Origin of the sequence: Nonomuraea angiospora (genome assembly GCF_014873145.1) — a bacterium.
GTDB lineage: Bacteria > Actinomycetota > Actinomycetes > Streptosporangiales > Streptosporangiaceae > Nonomuraea > Nonomuraea angiospora.
Genome location: NZ_JADBEK010000001.1, coordinates 9,145,994 through 9,165,763, shown reverse-complemented (window position 1 = coordinate 9,165,763; position 19,770 = coordinate 9,145,994). Strand labels below are relative to the sequence as shown.

The 19,770-nt window shown below is 71.6% G+C and carries 15 protein-coding genes; 6 read left to right on the top strand and 9 right to left on the bottom strand.

The window, feature by feature from the left end; genetic code table 11:
• Nucleotides 1-75: 75 nt before the first annotated feature.
• The 6 genes from H4W80_RS42300 to H4W80_RS42275 form a co-directional block, all read right to left on the bottom strand.
• A complete protein-coding gene (locus H4W80_RS42300; RefSeq protein ID WP_192790190.1) occupies nucleotides 76-2,739 on the bottom strand; it encodes a bifunctional FO biosynthesis protein CofGH in 2,664 nt (887 codons plus the stop codon).
• A gap of 54 nt (nucleotides 2,740-2,793) precedes the next feature.
• Nucleotides 2,794-3,690, bottom strand: coding sequence for a DNA-3-methyladenine glycosylase family protein (locus H4W80_RS42295; protein WP_192790189.1), 897 nt, complete (start codon nucleotides 3,688-3,690; stop codon nucleotides 2,794-2,796).
• Between the two features lie 63 nt (nucleotides 3,691-3,753).
• Nucleotides 3,754-4,833 (bottom strand): mannose-1-phosphate guanylyltransferase, encoded by a 1,080-nt coding sequence (gene manB / locus H4W80_RS42290; RefSeq protein ID WP_225963955.1) that lies wholly within the window; start codon nucleotides 4,831-4,833, stop codon nucleotides 3,754-3,756.
• A 32-nt stretch (nucleotides 4,834-4,865) separates the two neighbouring features.
• Entirely contained in the window at nucleotides 4,866-5,981 is a 1,116-nt protein-coding gene (locus tag H4W80_RS42285; protein ID WP_192790187.1) for a glycosyltransferase family 4 protein, read from the bottom strand.
• Between the two features lie 93 nt (nucleotides 5,982-6,074).
• Nucleotides 6,075-6,995, bottom strand: coding sequence for a lysylphosphatidylglycerol synthase transmembrane domain-containing protein (locus H4W80_RS42280; RefSeq protein WP_318787303.1), 921 nt, complete (start codon nucleotides 6,993-6,995; stop codon nucleotides 6,075-6,077).
• The gene (locus tag H4W80_RS42275) at nucleotides 6,992-7,819 is read right to left on the bottom strand and encodes a class I SAM-dependent methyltransferase (protein WP_192790186.1); all 828 of its coding nucleotides are present in this window, start codon (nucleotides 7,817-7,819) and stop codon (nucleotides 6,992-6,994) included. Before H4W80_RS42275 ends, H4W80_RS42280 begins: the two co-directional genes overlap by 4 nt.
• Before the next feature lie 101 nt (nucleotides 7,820-7,920).
• Between H4W80_RS42275 and H4W80_RS42270 the strand changes: the two genes are divergently transcribed.
• The gene (locus tag H4W80_RS42270) at nucleotides 7,921-8,880 is read left to right on the top strand and encodes a lysylphosphatidylglycerol synthase transmembrane domain-containing protein (RefSeq protein WP_192790185.1); all 960 of its coding nucleotides are present in this window, start codon (nucleotides 7,921-7,923) and stop codon (nucleotides 8,878-8,880) included.
• Here the strand turns inward: H4W80_RS42270 and H4W80_RS42265 are convergent.
• The 3 genes from H4W80_RS42265 to H4W80_RS42255 form a co-directional block, all read right to left on the bottom strand.
• Complete coding sequence (locus H4W80_RS42265; RefSeq protein WP_192790184.1) at nucleotides 8,781-9,842, bottom strand: glycosyltransferase family 4 protein; 1,062 nt, start codon at nucleotides 9,840-9,842, stop codon at nucleotides 8,781-8,783. The two genes, H4W80_RS42270 and H4W80_RS42265, sit on opposite strands and share 100 nt — an antisense overlap.
• A 3-nt stretch (nucleotides 9,843-9,845) precedes the next feature.
• Nucleotides 9,846-10,775 (bottom strand): glycosyltransferase family 2 protein, encoded by a 930-nt coding sequence (locus tag H4W80_RS42260; protein ID WP_192790183.1) that lies wholly within the window; start codon nucleotides 10,773-10,775, stop codon nucleotides 9,846-9,848.
• Nucleotides 10,776-10,847: 72 nt separating this feature from the next.
• On the bottom strand, nucleotides 10,848-12,878 hold the full coding sequence (locus H4W80_RS42255) for a glycosyltransferase family protein (protein WP_225963953.1): 2,031 nt from the start codon (nucleotides 12,876-12,878) through the stop codon (nucleotides 10,848-10,850).
• Nucleotides 12,879-13,036: 158 nt separating this feature from the next.
• Here H4W80_RS42255 and H4W80_RS42250 point away from each other — a divergent pair, with 158 nt between their 5' ends.
• The 5 genes from H4W80_RS42250 (at nucleotide 13,037) to H4W80_RS42230 (ending at nucleotide 19,758) form a co-directional block, all read left to right on the top strand.
• Nucleotides 13,037-14,536, top strand: coding sequence for an ArnT family glycosyltransferase (locus H4W80_RS42250; RefSeq protein ID WP_225963952.1), 1,500 nt, complete (start codon nucleotides 13,037-13,039; stop codon nucleotides 14,534-14,536).
• Between the two features lie 144 nt (nucleotides 14,537-14,680).
• The gene (locus H4W80_RS42245) at nucleotides 14,681-16,339 is read left to right on the top strand and encodes an LCP family protein (protein ID WP_192790182.1); all 1,659 of its coding nucleotides are present in this window, start codon (nucleotides 14,681-14,683) and stop codon (nucleotides 16,337-16,339) included.
• Nucleotides 16,340-16,518: 179 nt separating this feature from the next.
• Nucleotides 16,519-17,904 carry an acyltransferase family protein gene (locus H4W80_RS42240; RefSeq protein WP_192790181.1) on the top strand — a complete coding sequence of 462 codons (1,386 nt, stop codon included), beginning with the start codon at nucleotides 16,519-16,521 and terminating at the stop codon, nucleotides 17,902-17,904.
• Between the two features lie 56 nt (nucleotides 17,905-17,960).
• Nucleotides 17,961-18,923: a glycosyltransferase gene (locus tag H4W80_RS42235; RefSeq protein ID WP_192790180.1), complete on the top strand. Its 963-nt coding sequence runs from the start codon at nucleotides 17,961-17,963 to the stop codon at nucleotides 18,921-18,923.
• 121 nt (nucleotides 18,924-19,044) lie between these two features.
• On the top strand, nucleotides 19,045-19,758 hold the full coding sequence (locus H4W80_RS42230) for an acetoacetate decarboxylase family protein (protein WP_192790179.1): 714 nt from the start codon (nucleotides 19,045-19,047) through the stop codon (nucleotides 19,756-19,758).
• Nucleotides 19,759-19,770: the final 12 nt, after the last annotated feature.

Sequence of the window (19,770 nt, the reverse complement as noted above, 5' to 3'; positions counted from 1 at the left end):
CCTCTCTCCCAGGGGAGTGATGATTCTTCCAGCGCCTCCCATGGCGCGCGCAAGCCTTGTTAGAACATGTTACAACTACGCCATCGGCAGGACCCTCCTGACGCTCTTGCACACGCCGTCGCTGGCCTCGGACGCCGCGAGCCGTTCGTCCGTAGGGACGCCGTACTCGGTGGTGCGCTGCCTGACCGGCCTGCCGGTGACCTCGACCATCTCGCGCAGCTCGCTGATCGTCTTGTACGAGCCGTTCTCCGAGCCGGCCATGCGGCTGATGGTCTCCTCCATGAGGGTGCCGCCGAGGTCGTTCACGCCGCCCTGGAGCACCTGGCGGCACAGGTCGTCACGGAGCTTCACCCAGGAGCACTGGATGTTCTTGATCGCGCCGTGCAGGAGGATCCTGGCGAGCGCGTGCACGGCCCGGTTCTCCTGCGCCGTGGGGCCCGGGCGGGCGACGCCGGCCAGGTAGATGGGGGCGCTGGTGTGCACGAACGGCAGCAGCACGAACTCGGAGAACCCGCCGGTCCGCTCCTGGAGGCTGCGGATCAGCTTGATGTGCCTGACCCAGTGCAAGTGGTTGTCGACGTGCCCGTACATCATGGTGGACGTGGTCGGGATGCCCACCTTGTGGGCCGTCGTGATGACCTCCACCCACTCCTTCGCGGGCAGCTTCCCCTTGGTCAGCACCCATCTGACGTCGTCGTCCAGGATCTCGGCCGCCGTCCCGGGCAGCGAGTCGACCCCGGCCTCCTTGGCCGCCTCCAGCCACGCCTGGATGGACATGTCGGTGCGGCTGGCCCCGTTGATGACCTCCATCGGGGAGAACGCGTGCACGTGCATCCCGGGCGTCCGCTCCTTGACCGCCTTGGCCAGGTCGAAGTACGCGGTGCCGGGGAGGTCGGGGTGGATGCCGCCCTGCATGCACACCTCGGTCGCGCCCGCGTCCCACCCCTCCTGCGCCCGGTCCGCCACCTGGTCCAGGCTCAGGGTGTACGCGTCGGCGTCCGTCCTGCGCTGGGCGAAGGCGCAGAAGCGGCAGCCGGTGTAGCACACGTTGGTGAAGTTGATGTTCCTGTTGACGACGTAGGTGACCTCGTCGCCCACGGCCTGCCGGCGGAGGTCGTCGGCGATGGCGGCCAGCTCGTCCAGCGCCTCGCCTTCGGCGGCCAGCAACGCGACGGCCTCGGCGTCACTCAACCCACCCGGATCGGCCGCCGCCCTCCGCAACGCCCGCCGTACCTCCCCGGGCGTCCCACCACCCACCGCACCGGCGCCGGTGAGCGAGGCGCCGTCCGAAGCGCCGCCCGCCGCCACGCCGCCCGCCGCCTCGCCCTCCGACGACGCGGTGGGCGACGGCGCGGGGGTGGAGGAGGGTGGGGTGAGGCGGTCGCGGAGGGCGGTCCAGTCGCCGTAGACGTGGTCGAAGTCGTCCCGCCGATCGTGCGTGCGCCCCGACGTGTCAACCTCCACGTGCAGATCGACCCGCCCCGCCGACGCGAACCCGCCGTCCGGCTCCTGCCACGGCAACCCCCGCAGCTCGGCGTCAGGCCGGGCGAGCCCCGTGACGGGATCCGCCAGGGCGGCCACGTGGGCGAAGAGCCGGGGGTCGAGCCACGGCTCCCCGGCCAGCACGTACTCGGGATAGATCGTCAGCCGCTCCCGGAGCTGGAACCCGGACTCGGCGGTCCGGTCCTCCAGGAGGGAGATCTGCGGCCAGGGCCGTTCGGGGTTCACGTGGTCGGGCGTGAGCGGCGACACCCCGCCCCAGTCGTCGATCCCCGCCCGGATCATCAGCGCGTACTCGGAGTCCACCAGGTTGGGCGGGGCCTGGATGCGGACCCGGGGCCCGAGCACGAGCCGCGCGACCGCGATCGTGGCCGCCAGCTCCTCCAGGGACGCGTCCGGCAGCCCCCGCATCGCCGTGTCGGGCTTGGCGCGGAAGTTCTGGACGATGACCTCCTGGATCCCGCCGTACTCGCGCGCCACCCGCCGGATCGCGAAGATCGACTCGGCCCGGTCCTCGACGGTCTCGCCGATGCCGATCAGGATCCCGGTGGTGAAGGGCACGTTCGTCCGTCCGGCGTCCTCCAGGACGCGCAGGCGGACGGCCGGGTCCTTGTCCGGCGACCCGTAGTGGGCCTCCCCCTTCTCCTCGAACAGCCGCCGCGACGTCGTCTCCAGCATCATCCCCATGGACGGCGCGACGGGCTTGAGCCGCTGCAGGTCACGCCAGGTCAGCACCCCCGGGTTGAGGTGCGGCAGCAGCCCGGTCTCCTCCAGCACCCTGATCGCCATGGCCCGCACGTAGGAAAGGGTGTCGTCATAGCCGTGCGCGTCGAGCCACGAGCGCGCCTGGTGCCAGCGGTCCTCAGGCCGGTCCCCCAGCGTGAACAGCGCCTCCTTGCACCCCATGGCCGCCCCCTGCCGGGCGATCTCCAGCACCTCGTCAGGGCTCAGGAACGGGGCGGGCAGCTTGTGCGGCGCGGTCGCGAAGGTGCAGTAGCCACAACGGTCCCGGCAGAGCCGGGTCAACGGGATGAACACTTTCCTGCTATACGTGATGATCCCTTCGCGGCCGACCGCCCGCAGCCCGGCGTCACGTACGCGGGAGGCATGTTCGAGCAGGGCGTCGAGGTGTTCGCCCCGGGCGTGCAGGAGGACGGTCACCTCCGTGACGTCGAGGGCCTTGCCGTCGCGGGCACGCGCGAGGGCCCGGCGGAGCGCGGAATCACTGACGAGACTCATACGGGCACAGTACCGACGGCTGAGTTCGCCGCCCGCACCCAGGGGCCCGGCGGGTCAGAAGGACCGGTAGTCGCGCGCGGCCATCCGGGGCCCGCGCGCGGGCGGGCGCAGACCGGTGAGCCAGACCAGCAGCGCGGCGCGGTGCCGATGCCCCTCGTACGGCTCCAGCAGCCGCAACATCCCGGGGTCGTCGGTCTTCTCCCCGGCCAGCGCGTAACCGACGAGCTTGGCCAGATGGAAGTCGCCGACGCTCACCGCGTCCGGGTCGCCCATCGCCCGCTGGCGCACCTCGGCCGAGGTCCACACCCCGATCCCGGGCAGCGCCCGCAGCAGCCGGTCGAGTTCCTCGGTGCTCGCGGCGGCCTCCAGCTTGTCGGCGTGCCAGGCGGCGTTCGCGATCGTCCTGGCACGCACGGCCTCCGCTCCCGCGCGGTGCCAGTGCCAGCTGGGGATCTGCCGCCACACCACGGGCTCGGGCACGACCCGCATCCCCTCGGGCGCGGGTCCGGGCGCGGGCTCGCCGTAGCGGCCGAGCAGCCACCGCCAGGCCCGCCACGCCTCCTGCCCGACCACCTTCTGTTCGAGCACGGCCGGTACGAGGGCCTCCATGACCCGCCCGGTCCGCCCGATCCGCAAACCCGGATTTTTCCTGACAACCTCTGCCAAAACCTCATGTTTGGCGACAAAACCGGAAGCATCATCAAATGCCCCCAACAGCGCGGGCAGCGTCTCCAGCGCCCAGTCCGCCCCCGGCCCCCACGCCTGCCCGTGCACGCACCCGGCCGTGACGCTCACCCGCAGCGTGCACGGCCCGGCGGGCGTCCTGGACGTGCGCCACACGGACCCGTCAGCGCCCTGCCGCCAGGTGGGATCCCCGCCGCCGCGCTTGTGCGGCTGCAACGCCAGCCCCACGTCCAGCGGCCCGTCGGGCACCCACCTGCGCTCCCTCACCCGTCCAGTCTGCCCCCACCTCCCCGCTGCCCGTGACCGGGCCGCGGGAGCGAGGAGGGGGGCTCAGACGTCGCTCGAATAGCGCAGCGCGCGCTCGGGCAGCTCCACACCCGGCCAGATGCGCACGCCGTTCTGCAGCTCGTTGCCCGGCCCCACGATGGCGCCGTCGCCGATCACCGCGTCGCACACCACCGTGCCCGCGCAGACCCGCGCGCCCCGGCCCACCACGGAGTCCGTCACGGAGGCGCCCGCCTCGATGACGCAGTCGTCGCTCAGCACCGAGCCCACCACGGTCGCCCCGGCCTCGACCACGACCCGCGCGCCGACCGCCGTGCCGCCCTGCACCTTGGCCTCCGGCGAGACCTGAGCCCCTTCCAGCGCGAGGAACTCCCCGGTCGGCCCGGGCAGCGCGGGCGAGGCGACCCGGCCCAGCACCAGGTCGCGCGAGCCCCGCACGAAGGCCGCCGGCGTGCCGACGTCGAGCCAGTAGGTGCGGTCGGCGTAGCCCAGCACCAGCTCGCCCGCCTCGATCAGCCCGGGGAACGTCTCCCGCTCCACGGACACGATCTCGTCGCGGGGGATCGAGTCGATCACCGACCGGGTGAAGACGTAGCAGCCGGCGTTGATCCGGTTGGTGACCGGGTTGGGGGTCTTCTCCAGGAAGGCCGTCACCCGCCCGGTCTCATCGGTCGGGACGCATCCGAACCGGGAGGGATCGTCGACTTCTGTCAAATGGAGCGTTACAGCGGCATGTCGTGCGAGGTGGGTGCGCACCTGATCGCCGATGTCGTGGCCGGAGAGGATGTCCCCGTTGAGGATGAGCACCGGGTCGGACGGCCCCGCCGTGAGGGCTTCGGCGGCGTTGCGGATCGCGCCGCCGGTGCCCAGCGGCGTCTCCTCGGTGATGTATTCGAGGGAGAGCCCGAACGCCGACCCGTCGCCGAAGGCGGGCTCGAACATCGAGGCCTTGTAGGAGGTCGCGAACACGATCCGGCGGACGCCGAAAGATCGCGCCCGGGCGAGTTGGTGAGCCAGGAACGGCACTCCGGCGGTCGGCAGCAGCGGTTTCGGCGTGCCCAGTGTCAGCGGACGCAGGCGCGTGCCCTGCCCCCCGACCAGGAGGATCGCCTCGAGGTCTGGCAAAGAGCTCTCCATCACTCCGTGAGGTTACCGAACTATTCGATCGCGCGTTGATAAGAGCTGAGATGCGCCTCGGCCGAGGCGTCCCAGGTGAACTCGCGTGCTCTCGCCAGCCCCGCCTCCCGCAGTTGCTCCCTGCGGGCGGAGGAGCCCAGCAGGTGTCCGAGCGCCGCGGCGATGCTGTCGGCGTCCGGCTCGGTGTAGGCCACGGCGTCGCCGCCGACCTCCGGCAGCGACGTGCGATCCGTCGTCAGGACCGGCGCCCCGCAGGCCATGGCCTCCAGCACCGGCAGCCCGAACCCCTCGCCGCGCGAGGGGAAGGCCACCACGAGCGCCCCGCCCAGGAACCCGGGCAGGTCGGGCGCGCGCAGGTAGCCGGGCCGGATCACCCTGACCGTGGCCTCCACCTCCCGGCAGGCGGCGTCGACGTCGTCCTCGTGGACCCCTCCGCCGATCACCAGCGCGGGCGGCGTGTCCAGGCGCTTCGCGGCGGCGGCGAAGCCGCGGATGAGGTTGGGAACGTTCTTACGGGGGTCGAGCGCGCCCAGGAACGCCACGTAGGGCTGGCCGTGCAGCCCGCACCGCAGCGCGACCCGGCGGATCTCGTCCTCGCTCGGCGGGTGGAACTGCCCCAGGTCCACCCCGTGGTAGGCGACGTCGATGCGGGTGGGGTCGGCGGCGAGCACGCGGACGAGCTCGTCCCTGGTCGCCTTGGAGGGCACGATCACCCGCCGGGCGTGGCGCACGGCCGTGCGGGTGGCGGAGCGGAAGAACGACGCCCGCGGACCGTGCTGGTCGGGCTCGGTGAACCAGGTGGCGTCGTGGATCGTCACCACGGTCGGCAGGCCCGAGCCGAGCGGGATGGAGTAGTAGGGGGCGTGGATCACGTCCGCCCCCGCCTGGCGGGCGAGCAGCGGCAGGCCGGACTGTTCCCAGGCGAGCCGGGCGGCCCGGTTGGAGATCGCCACGGGCCCCGGCAGGACCAGGGCCGAGGGCGCGAGGCTCCGGTAGCGCTCGGCCTCCGATCGCTGGCAGACCACGGCGAGGTCCGCGCCGGCCCGGTCGAGCGCGGCCACGAGCCCGTCCACATATCTGATCAACGCGCCACGGTCCGCGGGGACCGCCGCCGCGTCGACGAGCACTCGAGGCATTACGTAGATCTTCTCCCCTCAAGACCAACGTGGGACGGACGTCCCCCTCTGAAGTTCAGCTTATGACCAGCCTCCCCTAAATCGCCGGTCAAATCACACGGAGTTGCGACGCGCTGCGATTCCGGCCATACCGGCGCAGATCAGGTCCCCAAGAATGATGACAATGCGGGACGAAAGCGCCACCGCGATCGCCGCGCCGCCGTCCACGTGAGGCGCCAGCACCGCGACCATCGCGACCTCCCGCACGCCCGCGCCCGCCGGGACCACGAAGGTCAGGATGCCCAGGCACCACGACACCGCGAAGGCCCCGACGGCGAAGAGCACGCCGCCCTGGGGGGCGATGAAGTAGAGGTGCGCGCCGTAGCAGAGCCAGCCGGCCAGCGCCCAGCCGAGGGCGGTGAGCATGCCGCGCCGGGTGAGCGGGCGTTCGAGCGGCTCCCGCTTCATCTTGCGCAGGGCGTAGCCGATCACGGCGTTGATGACCTTGGGCTCCAGCAGGACCAGCAGCAGCGGGATGAACAGCAGCAGCCAGCCGTAGCGGTCCCAGCCGAGCGTGACCAGCGTGACGAGCAGGCCCGTGGCCAGCTGGATGGGCATCATCAGAAAGAACGCCGCCGCGCTGCGCGAGCGCGGCACGCCGAGGTCGCGGCCCATCTCCATCTGGGCGATCACCGGCCAGACGGCGCCGGGGATGTATTTGCCGAGCTGGCCCACGAAGAAGACCCTGGCGGCGGGCCTCAGCGGCAGCGGGGAGCCGAGGTCGGCCAGGAGGGTGCGCCAGGTGAGCATGGCGCCGAGCAGCGCGGCGACCACGGCGACCAGCGACCCGGCCAGCGCCGCCCACGACAGCCGGGCGAACCCGGCCACCACGGCGTCCCACTGCTTGGCCACGGCGTAGGCGCCGAAGCCGAGCGCGACGGCCAGGAAGCCGTACCGGACGAGCCTGCGGACCGGCGAGCGCCGCGGGGCGGCCTCCGCGCTCTCAGGCTGCTCCACGGCGGTGCCCCGGCTCACAGCGGGCGGACCCGCTCGGGCGGCTGCGGCAGCGCCGCGCCCGCGGGCCGCCGCGGCGTCTTGGTGGCCACCCACAGGTAGGTGGGGACCAGGGGCAGCAGCAGCCTGAGCAGCTCACGGGGCATGCGGGCCAGCACGGTCTGCGCGATCCGCCCCAGCGCGCCCGGGAACAGCTCGCCCCCCGCGAACCGGCCCGGCGTGGCCAGCACGGGGAAGGTGTAGTCCCACACGTGGAAGGCCCGCAGCATCCTGCGCAGCCCGCGCCGCGTCCTGAACCGCTCGTAGTAGTGGTCGGCCCGCCCGAACGCCCGCACGTAGCGATCGGCCAGCGCCGGCGGCAGGTAGGACAGGAACGGCAGCTTGTAGTGGGGCTCCATGACGCCGAGCCGGTTGCCCAGCCCCAGGTAGAGGACGCCGTCGTCGGACAGCACCCGGTGCATCTCGGCCACCACGGCGTCGGGGTCGACCACGTGCTCGTAGATGTGGTTGAAGACCAGCACGTCGATCGACCCGTCGGGGAACGGCAGCGCGGTGCCGTCACCGCACACGAACGCCACCCGCTCGCCGAACCGGTCGGCCGCCTTGCGCAGCCCCGGCACGTCGATGTCGATGCCCAGCGTGTGCTTCGCCCCGGCCAGCGCGAGCTCGTCGGCGATGAACCCCGCGGAGCAGCCCACGTCGCCCACCGTCAGCCCGCCCAGCGGCCCGCGGAAGTGCTCGAGCACCGCGATGATCTTCGCAGCCTTCCGCCGCCGTTTGCCCTCGTCGAGCATGGCGGACTGGAACTCCGAGTATTCGAGCTGCGCGACCCGTTGCTTACCCACGAGGACCCACAGTACCCAAATGGGCATGGGTACGAAGCCGGTGCGGCTCGCGCTCGCGCCGCCGTCTGGCCTGCCCGGCGGAGCACGCGTAGCCTGAGCGAATGCTCCGTCGCCTGCTGCGCGTCGTACTCGCTCTGATCGCCCTCGCCTTCCTGGGCTACGGACTGGCCACGAACTGGGACGAGACCACCGGGGCCGTGGCCGCGATGTCGCCGTGGGCGGTGCTCGGGGCGTTCGCGGCGGTGCTGCTCGGCCAGTTCTGCGTCCTGGTGGCCTGGCGGGAGATCCTGGCGGGGCTCGGCACGCGGGTGCCGCTGCGGATCGCGGGGCGGATCATGTTCGTGGGCCAGCTGGGCAAGTACATCCCGGGCGCCGTGTGGGCGTACGCGGCGATGATGGACCTCGGGCGCGACCACGGCAGCCCGCCGCGGCGCACGTTCGCGACGATCTCGCTGAGCCTGGTGATCAACCTCGGCGTCGCCGTCTCGATCGCCGCCGCGACGCTGGGCTCGCTGGAGGCGGTGCGCAAGGCCTGGTACCTCGTGCTGCTCGTGCCGGTGATCATCGTGTGCCTGCATCCCAAGGTGCTCACCTGGGGTCTCAACCTGGCGCTGCGGGTCGCGCGCAAGGAGCCGCTGGAGAGCGTGCTGCCCGGCCGTACCGTGGTCGTCGCGGTGGCGTGGACCGCGCTCGGCTGGTTCGTGTACGGCCTGCACATCTGGCTGCTCTCCGGCCGCTCCGACCTCTACCTCGTCGCGACCGGGGCATACGCGTTCGCGTGGGCCACCGGGATCCTCACCATCGTCGTGCCCGCGGGGGTCGGGGTCAGGGAGGGCGCGCTGGTGCTGGTGCTCGCGCCGCTCATCGGCACCCCGGCGGCGCTCGCGGTGGCGATCGTGTCGCGGGTGGCGTTCACGCTGGCGGACGCGGCGGCCGCGGGCATCTCGTTCGTGCTCGGCCGTCAGGCGGCCAGCAGCGCCCCCGCGTACGCCGACCAGAACGGCTCGGGGTCGACGGCCTTGACGCCCGACCGCAACCTCTCGGGCTCGCCCGAGGCGTAGAAGCGCTCGATCGCCGCGCGCAGCGCCCCGGCGTCGCCCGGCTCGACCAGCAGCCCGTCCACGCCGTCGGTGACGTGGTCGGCGAGCGCGCCGACGCGGGTGGCGATCACCGGCACGCCGTGCTCGTGGCCGAGCCAGACGTTCTGGCTGGCGGTCGCGTTCCGGTAGGGGAGCACGAGCGCGTCCGCCCGGGCGAACAGCCCCGGCACGTCCTCGGCGGCCACGTAGCCGGGCCGCAGCTCGACCCGGTCACCGAGGCCCAGCTCGGCGACCAGCGCCCGCGTCTCCTCCAGCCCGCCCCAGAACTCCCCCGCGACCGTCAGCGAGATCCCGTCGGGCAGCGCCCTGAGCAGCAGATCCAGCCCCTTGTACGGCCGCACGATGCCGAAGAACAGCAGCCGGCGATGGACCTGGGTGGATTTCTCGGCGTTGGTGGAGGGCAGGTGCGGCGGCAGCGCCGCCACGCTGACCGGACTGCCCGTCAGGCCCCTGGCCAGCCCGGCCTGCTGCTCGGAGTGAGTCAGCACCCCGTCGACCCGCTTGAGCAGCGCCTTCATGAGCGGCTCGTCGTACGGCTTGCGCTCGTGGGGCAGCACGTTGTGGCAGAGGGCAATAGTCCTGACTTTTCGCCTTATCCCGTACAAAATCCCCAAATAGGCGGGGACCTGCACCGGACTCAGCACGGCCAGCACCACCAGGTCCGCCGACCTCAGCCGCCTCCCGGCGGCCACCCACCCGTCGGGACGCCGCCAGTCGAGCTCGCGCAGGGTCTTCGGGAAAGGCGTGCCCTCCGGCGCGGAGATCGTCTGCTGCCCCGGGTAGAGGAACGACGGATACTGCGCCCGCCACGACTCGATCACCACGTCGTGACCCTGGGCCGCGAGGCGGTGCGCCAGCTCGGTGGTGTGCTGGGCCCCGCCCCCCTTGTACGGATAGGTGGGGCCGACGATCGCGATCCGCACGCGCTACTCCCCCCGCGAGCGCACGATCAGGTCGGCGAGCAGCGCCACGGACCCGATCAGCAGCCCGGACAGGAAGATCATCACGGTGTTGGCCGGGAAGTAGAACGGGTGCAGGATCATGTCCCACACGCCCTTCACGAACCCGATGCCCACCAGCCACAACGCGGGCGGCATGAGCACCTTGAGGGGGTTGAAGTACATGATCATCCGCAGCACCTGCAGGATGTAGCGGTAGGCGTCGGACACGAAGCTGAACTTCGACTTCCCGGCCCGCTTGGCGTAGTCGATCGGCAGGTAGTAGATGTCGTGCTGGTTGGACAGGAACGACAGCGTGATCGTCGTCACACACGAGAACCCGGGCGGGAGCAGCCGCAGGTAGGGCTTTGCCACCGTCCTGCGGAAGGCCCGCAGGCCCGAGTTGAGGTCGGGGATCTTCTGCCCGGCCAGCTTCTCCGCCACCTTGCGGATCACCCACTTGGCGGGGACCCGCAGCAGCTTGTGGGAGCCCTCCTCGCTGGTGCGCGCGCCGACCACCTGGTCGATCATCGGATCCTTCTCCAGGACCTGCACCAGCTCGGGGATGCGCTCGTTGGGGTAGGTCATGTCGGCGTCGGTCCAGACGACGATCTCGCCCCTGGCCTCCTGCGTGCCGATGCGCCGCACCGTGCCCGCGCCGCCGTTGCGGTGGAAGGCGCGGATGCGCAGGTGGGGGTAGTCGGGGGCGGCCTGCTTCAGCCTGGCCAGCGTCTCGTCGGTCGAGCAGTCGTCCACGGCCACGAGCTCGTAGGTGTAGCCGCTCGAGTCCATGGCCCTCGTGATGCGCTCGACTTCATCGATGACGTGATCCTGCTCGTTGTAGCAGGGAAGAACGATGGTGACGTACGGCGCTTCTTCCACGGCAGGTCCACTCTTCGGGGTCTCTAGCGTGCTCACGGGCCTTGAGGGTACTCTGCCCAACTCAAAGCCGAGTCCACGCGCGCCCACCGGGAGCTCCCACTTCCAAGATCACCCGTTCGCTTCTGGAAGGGCCATCCAGGCGGGAATCTGCAGGCCCCAAGTGCCGTTCGGGGCGTCGACGAGAGAGCGTTCGTCCTGGCGGGAGACCAGCGCCATGACCTGAACCGGAAGTCCGTACGGTGCCACCTGGACGCTGTCGGCGGCCAGCACGACGGGGACGCGGCCCGCGGCGCGCACCCGCTCGATCAGCCGGCGCACCTGCGCCTCGGGAGCGGTGTCCGACGTGCCCACGCGGGCCACGATCGCCGCCGGGCGGTCGCACATGCCGCGTACGAGCTGGGTGAACCGATCGCCGGTCACCCGCTCCACGATCAGCACCGACGAGTTGGGCGGGAACTTCGCGCACATCGCCGCCACCGCCGCCGCCTCGCCCCGCTCGACCGGCGTGAACGCCGTCCCGATGGAGGTGACGGCCGGCGGCGCGAGGACAAGCAGGACGGCGAGCGCCATCCCCCAGCGCCCCGCCCGGGGCCCGCGCGGCCAGGACGGCGGGTGCGCCCGCAGCAGGTCGCGCAGCCATGCCAGGCCGTACGTGGCGAGCAGGATCAGGCCCGGGATCACGATGGGGACCAGGCGGCGGGCGGCCCAAGGGTGGTCGGGGGTGATCTCAGGGCGCAGGAGCGTGGTGACGGTGGTCCAGCCGATCACCGCCAGCGGCAGCAGCCACTCGAACGGCCCGCCGTCCCGCAGCAGCCGGCGCACCAGCACCGCCGCCGCGACCGTGGCCAGCACCACCACGGGGATGCCGACGTACCAGGTCACCCAGTGCAGGGAGTTCTCGAAGTAGAGGCGGGTGCCGTCCACGGGCAGGCCGTTGGCCTGCTGGGTCTGGGCGATCATCAGGGCCGTGCGCCGGTCCTCCTCCGTCACGGGCTCGCGGGTCACGGTCTGGAACCACGGGCGCGCGTACAGGCCGGCCATGACCAGCACGACCAGCCCGGCCCCGGCCGCGGGGACCCACGCCGGCGGCCGGATCCTGGCCAGCAGCGGGGCGGCGGCCGTGCCCACCGCGGTGAGCACGAGGACGCCGGCGCAGATGGCCAGCAGCGGCTTGACCGAACCCGACAGATAATCCAGGTAGGGCCGGGAGAGCAGGTACGCCGCGAGCATCCCGGCCCCGGCGCCCGCCACCAGCCCGGCCAGCAGCGGCACGCCCAGCGCCCCCTGCGGCCTGGTGAAGCGGCGCATCGCGATCAGCAGCCCCGCGAACGCCAGCACCGGCAGCACGTCGCGCAGCCCGTCGACCCGGACCAGCACGGCCAGCCCGAACGCCAGCCCGGCCAGCAGCCCGCGGGCCCGGCCCGGCCGGGCGAGCGCGTCGTGCGCCAGCGCCAACCCGCCGAACAGCAGGATCAGCGACGGGATCTCGCTGAACGTGCTGCGCGAGGTGTAGAGGATCGGCAGGCTCACCGCGAACACCGCCGCGCCCAGCACCGCCCACCGCGCCCCCGCCAGCCGCGCCACCACCCCGGCCACCGTGAGCACGGCCAGCCCGCCCAGCACCGCCGGGATCGCGAAGGGGATCCCCAGCCAGTCACCGACCGCGAACAGGATCGGCGGCCCCGGCATGAACTGCGGCACCACCGCCCCGTCGAACGCGTAGAACCCGACGCTCTTGAAGATCAGCGACGCGTCCGGGCCGCCGAACGCCCAGGCCTGCGTGGGGACGGGCAGCGAGCCGTGGCCCGCGATCCAGGCCGCGTACTGCGCGTACGTGGCCGGGTCGCGCCTGACGACGATCTGCTCGGTGTGCATGAGCGTGTTGAACACGCCGGACGCCACGGCCACCGCCACGACGCCGATGACCTGCCGGGACGTGGCCTCGACCACCTTGCCCAGCCGGCGGGTGCCGGCCCAGCAGAAGAGGGCGGCGGCGGGCAGCCCTGCCAGCGCCGCCGGCAGCGGCGCGTAGTGGCCGAGCAGCAGCAGCGGCAGCCCCGCCACCAGCCAGCCCGCCACGGCGAGCGCGGGCGCCACCGAGAGCACGGCGAGCATCCGCCCGGATCGGTCGAGTCCCATCGGTGAGCGAGCGTATCCAACCTGGAGGTCCCGGTGGGTTCCGCCACACGGCGGGCGATCTTCATCTCAACCGGGGAGACCCGGCGTGCGTACCCCTTATCGGCCGGTTGGCACGGGGTTCGCTGAATGGCGGGTAGCGTACGTGGGCACTACGGGACATGCCGGAAAGACAGCGGGAGGGCGTGCGGGTGATGGCGGAGACTCGCGCCGACCGGCCCGCTCGCCGCAGCCTGGCGCGGGTCGGGGATCCGTCTCGGTGGAGGCGGCACGGGTGGTTCCTGGCGGTCCTCGCCCTCGGTACGGCCCTGCGCGCCCTGGCGATGCTGGGCTACCGGCCGGCCCTGTGGTTCCCCGACTCCTACACCTACGTCGTCACCGTCTTCAGGCCCCGCCCCGACCTGGTCCGCCCGGCGGGCTACTCGATGTTCCTGAAGCTGCTGGAGCCGTTCCACGCCTTCGGGATGGTCACGGCCGCGCAGCACCTGCTCGGCCTGGCCACCGGCGTGCTGATCTACCGGGTCGCGCGGAGGGCGCCGAGGTGGGTGGCGACGCTGGCCACGGTGCCGGTGCTGCTCGACGCGTACCAGATCGAGCTGGAGCACCTGCTCGTCTCGGACACGCTCTTCATGTTCCTGGTCGTGGCGGCGGTGGCGCTGTGCGCGTCGGAGCGGCGGGGCCCGGCGGCGGGCAGGGTCGTCGCCATCGGCCTGCTGCTGGCCGCCGCCACCCTCACCAGGACCGTCGGCCAGCCCCTCATCGTGCTGCTGGCCGCCTGGTACGTGCTGCGCGGGCGCCTGCGCCCGGCCGGGCTGCTGCTGGCCACCGCCCTCGTGCCGGTCCTCGCGTACGGCGCCTGGTTCTACGCCACCTACCAGCGGGTCGGGCTCGTGGGCGCGAACGGCGTCTTCCTGTACGCCCGCACGATGTCGTTCGCCGACTGCGCCAGGATGGACCCGCCACCGGACCTGCGGGTCCTGTGCGACCCGCGCCCCCCGGAGCGGCGGCCGCCGTCGCAGGAGTACATCTGGGCGAAGGACTCCCCGCTCGTGCTGCTGCCCGGGATCACGTTCACGAAGGAGACCGACGACCTGGCGGGCCGGTTCGCGAGGCTGGCGATCACCAGTCAGCCGCTCGACTACGCCGCCTCGGTGCTGACCGAGCTGGGCCGCACGTTCACGTGGGGCCGCCCGGTCTACCCCGATCCGGAGATCTACGGCTACTACCAGTTCCCGGTGACGGAGCCGGGGCCACCTGGCCGCTATCCCGCGCAGGTCGGCGCCGACTATGCCAAGCTCTACGAGCGGGGCGCGATCGGCACGGAGATCGTCGAGCCCTACGCCGGCTGGCTGAGGACCTACCAGAGCCTGGTGCGACTGCCCGGCCCGGTGCTCCTGGGGGTGCTGCTGGTGCCCCCGGTGGCGGCCGTCATCCGCCGGAGCGGGCGCGGGCGCCCCGCGCCCTGGCTGGTGCCCTGGTCGGCGGCCGTGGTGCTGCTGGTCACGCCGGCCGCGGCGGCGGAGTTCGACTACCGATACGTGTTGCCGGCCGTGCCCCTGGCCTGTTTGGCGGCGGCCCTGAGCATCAGGCCTGACGTGCGAAGACAGTGCGAAAGCAAGAAAGAGTTTGGCGATGATATTCCACGTAATGTCCAGCTCTGAGTATGCTTTGCCGCGGAAACATCACGCCCGGGTCACGGTCGTTCCCCGCGGTCATGGCACCTGGCACGCCGTACGTGACCTCGTCTCGTGGCGCGAGGCGACGAAGCCAGCGCGTCAGGCGCGAGAAGTGAGGCTAGGGGACGTATGACTGACTACAGGAGCGTGCCCGTAGTCACCTCCGGGCAGGACTACCGGGCTGCCCCCACGCAGCCGGGCAGCAGGATGGCGCGCAGAGCGGCGGCCGCGGCTCCCCCGCCGCCCCCGCCCGACGACCGGCCGCCGCGCGGCCACCGCGGCGGCAGCGGCGGCGGCCAGAACAAGATGCGCATCCTGGCCTGGGTCAGCATCGGTGTCACCTCGCTCATGGTGGCCGGCGCGCTGACGGGCTACACGGTCTACCGCGACGCCTTCAGCAACATCAAGAAGAAGAGCGTCAACGGCGACATCATCAACCCCCGCCCCGTGGACACCGGCGCCCTCAACGTCCTGCTCGTCGGCTCCGACACCCGCGCGGGCAAGGGCAACGCGCAGTACGGCCAGAAGCTCGCCAGGACGGCCGACGCGGGCGGCAAGCGCACCGACACGATCATCCTCATGCACATCTCGCCCAACCGGGACAAAGCGCGGCTGATCAGTTTCCCGCGTGACTCGATGGTCCAGATCCCCAAGTGCAAGAACGAGACCACCAAGCAGGAGATGCCCTCGTACCGAGGCATGATCAACTCGGCGTACAGCTCCGGCGGCATCGCCTGCACGATCTCCACGATCGAGACCCTCACCGGCATCCGCGTCAACCACTTCGCCGAGGTCGACTTCAGCGGCTTCAAGAACATCGTGGACGCGCTCGGCGGCATCGAGATCTGCCTGAAGTCCGGCGTCAACGACAAGAGCTCCAAACTGGTCCTGCCACCGGGTAAGAGCCTGCTCAACGGCGAGAAGGCCCTGGGCTACGTACGCCTGCGCCACTACGGCGACGGCAGCGACATCGGGCGCATCAAGCGGCAGCAGATCTTCCTGAGCAAGGTCATCGCCAAGGCCACCAGCAGCGAGCTGCTCACCGACGTCGGCAAGCTCAGGGACTTCATCGCGGCCGCGGCCGGGTCGGTCACCATGGACCCTGAACTGGCCAACGACACCGAGCAGCTCATCGACATCGCGATGAGCGCCAAACAGCTGACGGCCGGCGGCGTCAAGCTGACGACGATCCCGTGGCTCCCCGACCCCGAGGACAAGAACCGCGTGGTCTGGAAGCAGCCCGACGCCAACGAGCTGTTCACCTCGATCAAGACCGACACCGAGCCCGCCACGCCGGCCCCGTCCGCGAGCGCCGGCACCGGCACCGCCACCGGCGCCAAGCCCAAGGTCACGCTCAAGCCCGAGCAGGTGAAGGTCCAGGTGCTCAACGGCACCAAGACCTTCGGCAAGGCCCGCGAGGTCGCCGACCAGCTCGCCAAGGAGGGCTTCAACGTCGTCGGCGTCGGCAACTTCGAGGCCGCCGACGGCAAGAGCCTGCCGAAGACCGAGGTCCACTACGCCAAGGCCATCGAGTCGGCACCCGACCACGCCGGCACGCTGGCCGGGGCCGTCGTGCCCAAGCCCGCCCCGGTGTCGGGCAAGGTCGCGGCCACCAACCCGCAGCCGTACACGCCGGCGACGCCCCCGGCGAGCACCCCGCCGAAGGGCACTCCGGTGATCCAGCTGGTGGTGGGCGAGGACTTCGACTCGGTGAAGGTGACCAAGCTGCCCGACAGCGTCAACAACAGCACGATCACCGCCTCCGAGCAGAAGAGCGTCTGCACCTGACGAGCCTCCAAGTTCCCTGTGGAATCGGGCGTTCTCGCCTCGCGCGAGGGACAGGAGGCGCGTGGGCGGGATAGTCTGTTGCGGGTCGGCGACGCAGCGCGACCCGGGGCCGAGAGGCCATCCGTTGGTCGTGCTGCCGTCGTGTTCCCCGGCCCCGAGCGAAGCTGAGCGACTCCCCTGTGTCTGACACCAGATTCTCCCTACCGGTCACGACTCCGCGGAGCCCCGAGGAGGAGACCGGCGGCCCCGCCCAGACGGGAGCCCGCTGGCCGCTGCCGGAGGAGGCGTTCTGGAGCGAGGAGGCCGATCCGCACTGGATGGCGCCGGGAGAGCTGACCGAGCCGCAGCCCGCCATCAAGGACGACGAGCCCCCGGCGAAGACGCCCGCGAAGGCCCCGGCCAAGGGCGAACCGGCGAAGGCTCCGGCCAAGAAGCCGGCGAAGGGGCAGGCCGCGGCGAAGGAGCCTTCGCAGGCGGCGCAGGAGCGGCGTCCCCGGCAGCGGCCGAAAGCCGTGGCGGACGACACGGCCCAGCCGCAGCCGGAGCCGAAGCAGGAGGCCCAGCCGGCCAGGCGCAAGCGCGACCCGTACCTCGACAACGTCAAGTTCGTGCTGATCGCGCTCGTGGTCGTAGGCCACTCGCTGGTGCCGACGCTGTCGGCCGACTCCTCCAGGGCCCTGTACATCTTCATCTACACGTTCCACATGCCGCTGTTCGTGCTGATCAGTGGCTATTTGTCCAGAAATTTCTGGAACTCGAACGCCAAGACCAACAAACTGGTCGACACGTTCCTGGTCCCGTACGTGATCGTCGAGGTCGGCTACGCCCTGCTCCGCGTCTCGGTGGGCCAGAAGTGGAGCCTGACGATCATCGACCCGGCGTGGCTCAACTGGTACCTGCTGGCGCTGCTGTTCTGGCGGCTGTCCACGCCGGTGTGGAAGCGGATGAAATATCCGGTGCCGGTGGCGATCGTCGTCTACCTGCTCTCCGGGTTCTCGCAGATCGAGGGCGACTTCAGCATGGACCGCTTCTTCGGTCTCATGCCGTTCTTCGTGATCGGCCTCGTGATGCAGCCGGAGCACTTCGAGATGCTCAACCGGCGGTGGATCAAGATCCTGGGGGTCCTCACGATCCTCGGTGCGGCGGGGGTGGCGATCCTCCTCGCGCCGCGGGCGAAGCTCTCCCCGTTCTACTTCAAGGCCAGCTTCCAGGACCTCCACCTGTCGTGGTACATGGGCCTCGGCCTGCGGGCCGGGCTGCTGGTGTGCGCGCTGGCCATGTGCTTCGCCGTCCTGGCGCTGGTGCCCCGGGGTGAGACGTGGTACTCCGACCTCGGCACCCGCACGCTCTACTGCTACCTGCTGCACGGCATCCCCGTGCTGGTCGCCAAGGAGATGGGCTGGCTGGAGTTCCCGTGGCTGTTCGGGCCGCTCGGCGTGCTCGCGATCGCCTCCAGCGCCTTCGCGCTGGCGATCGTCCTGTGCCTGCCGGAGACCCGCACGGTCTTCAAGTGGGTGCTCGAACCCCGCCTGACCTGGCTCTATCGCCGCCCCGCACGAAGTTAAGCGACAGTTCTACCCACATTTACGCCTTTGACCTGGTAAGCGCGGAGCATCGACACATGCGCGCATGTGTCGCCACGACCGTCCATCATCCCGAGGACGCCCGGATCATGCACCGGCAGATCAGGGCGCTGCTCGACGCGGGCCACGAGGTCACCTACGTCGCACCGTTCACGTACTTCAACGTGACCCCCGCCATGGGGCTCACCGCGATCGACGTGGCGCGGCACGCCTCGTACGGCAGGGCGCGCGCGGCGCTGAGACGGGGCGTGAAGGGCGCGGACCTGTTGATCGTGCACGAGCACCGGCTGCTGAACGCGCTGCCCTACAGGCGTCCTCCGGTCGTCTGGGACATACGCGAAGAAGTCTCCCCCAGGCGGCTGGCCCGCGCGGAGAGGCGCCACCGCCTGATCACGCCCGCGGTGGTCCCCGAGGCGACCCTGGTGTCGCCCAGCCCGCCTCCTCCCGGCGACACCAGGGTCGTGCACATCGGCCGCCTGTCGGCCGAGCGCGGCGTGTCGGAGCTGATCGGGCTGGCCGAACGGCTGGTCCCGTACGGCGTCAGGCTCGACCTCATCGGCGCGGCGGCCCGGGACGTCCGCCCGCTGCTGCGCGACGCGCAGCGGGTCGGGCTGCTCGACTGGTTCGGGTACGTGCCCAACCGGCACGCGCTGCGCATGGCCGAGGGCGCGCTGGCCGGTCTTTCGCTGGCGGACGACACGGTGCGGACGGCCCCGACGAAGATCATGGACTACATGGGGCGCGGGCTGCCCGTCATCACGACCCCCCAGGGCTCGGCGCTGGTCGAGCGGACCGGGTGCGGGCTCGTGGTGCCGCTGGACGTGGACGCCGTGCTGAACGCCGTACTGGACCTGAAGGAGGACCCGGTACGGCGGGCCCGGCTGGGCGCCCTGGGGCACGCGGAGGCGCGGCTGCAGCACCACTGGCCGGACCACGCGGCGGCCTTCGTCAACCGCGCCGAGTCCTGGGCCGGCCTGCCCGCCCACGCCCTGGCCGTCTGACCCCCGCCCCTCCGGGAGCTCGGGCGGCGACACGCCGGGGGGAGGCGGCGGGTGGGGCCACCGCGGAAGGACATCCGGGGTGGGAATGGCGAGGCGGCCAAGGGGTTGATGTACTGGGAGCATGGCAACGCATCTGATCCAGGGCCGGACGGTGGCCATGCCGGTGCGGGTGCGGGACGCGGAGGTGTGCAGCGCCTTCTACGCGGTGCGCGCCGACGCCGCCAGGGCGGTGATCGCGTACTCCGGACTCGACGTGGCCGAGATCCTGCCCGGCAAGGCCGTCTGCGTGCTGCTGTTCGTGGACTACCGCGACGGCGATCTGGACCCGTACCACGAGTTCGGCATGGCGTTCCTGGTGCGTCCCCCGGGCGTGTCCGGGGCCGGCGGGCTGTGGGACCTGCGCCGGGCCGGGGTGTTCGTCCACTGGCTGCCCGTGGACCAGCCGTTCACGCTGGAGGCCGGGCGCACGCTGTGGGGGTTCCCGAAGGAGCTGGCGGACATCGAGCTGCGGCTCGGCACGCCGTACAAACGGTGTGTCCTGCGCAGGGACGGCCGGCTCGTGCTGGACCTCCTGATCAAGCCGGGCGTGCCCGCGCCGGGCGCGACGGTGATGGCGCCGCTCGACGCGTACACGCACCGGGACGGGATCACGCGGCGCGTGCCCTGGTCCGTCCGTGCCCGCGGCGCGCGGATCCGCGCCGGCGGGGCGCTGATCCGCCTGGGCAACCATCCCATCGCCAAGGAGCTGAGCGAGCTGGGGCTGCCCAGGCGGGCGATGTTCACCAGCACGATCTCGCGGGCCGCGATGTCCTTCGGCGAGGCCGTCGAGGTCTGACGCCCCGGCGGC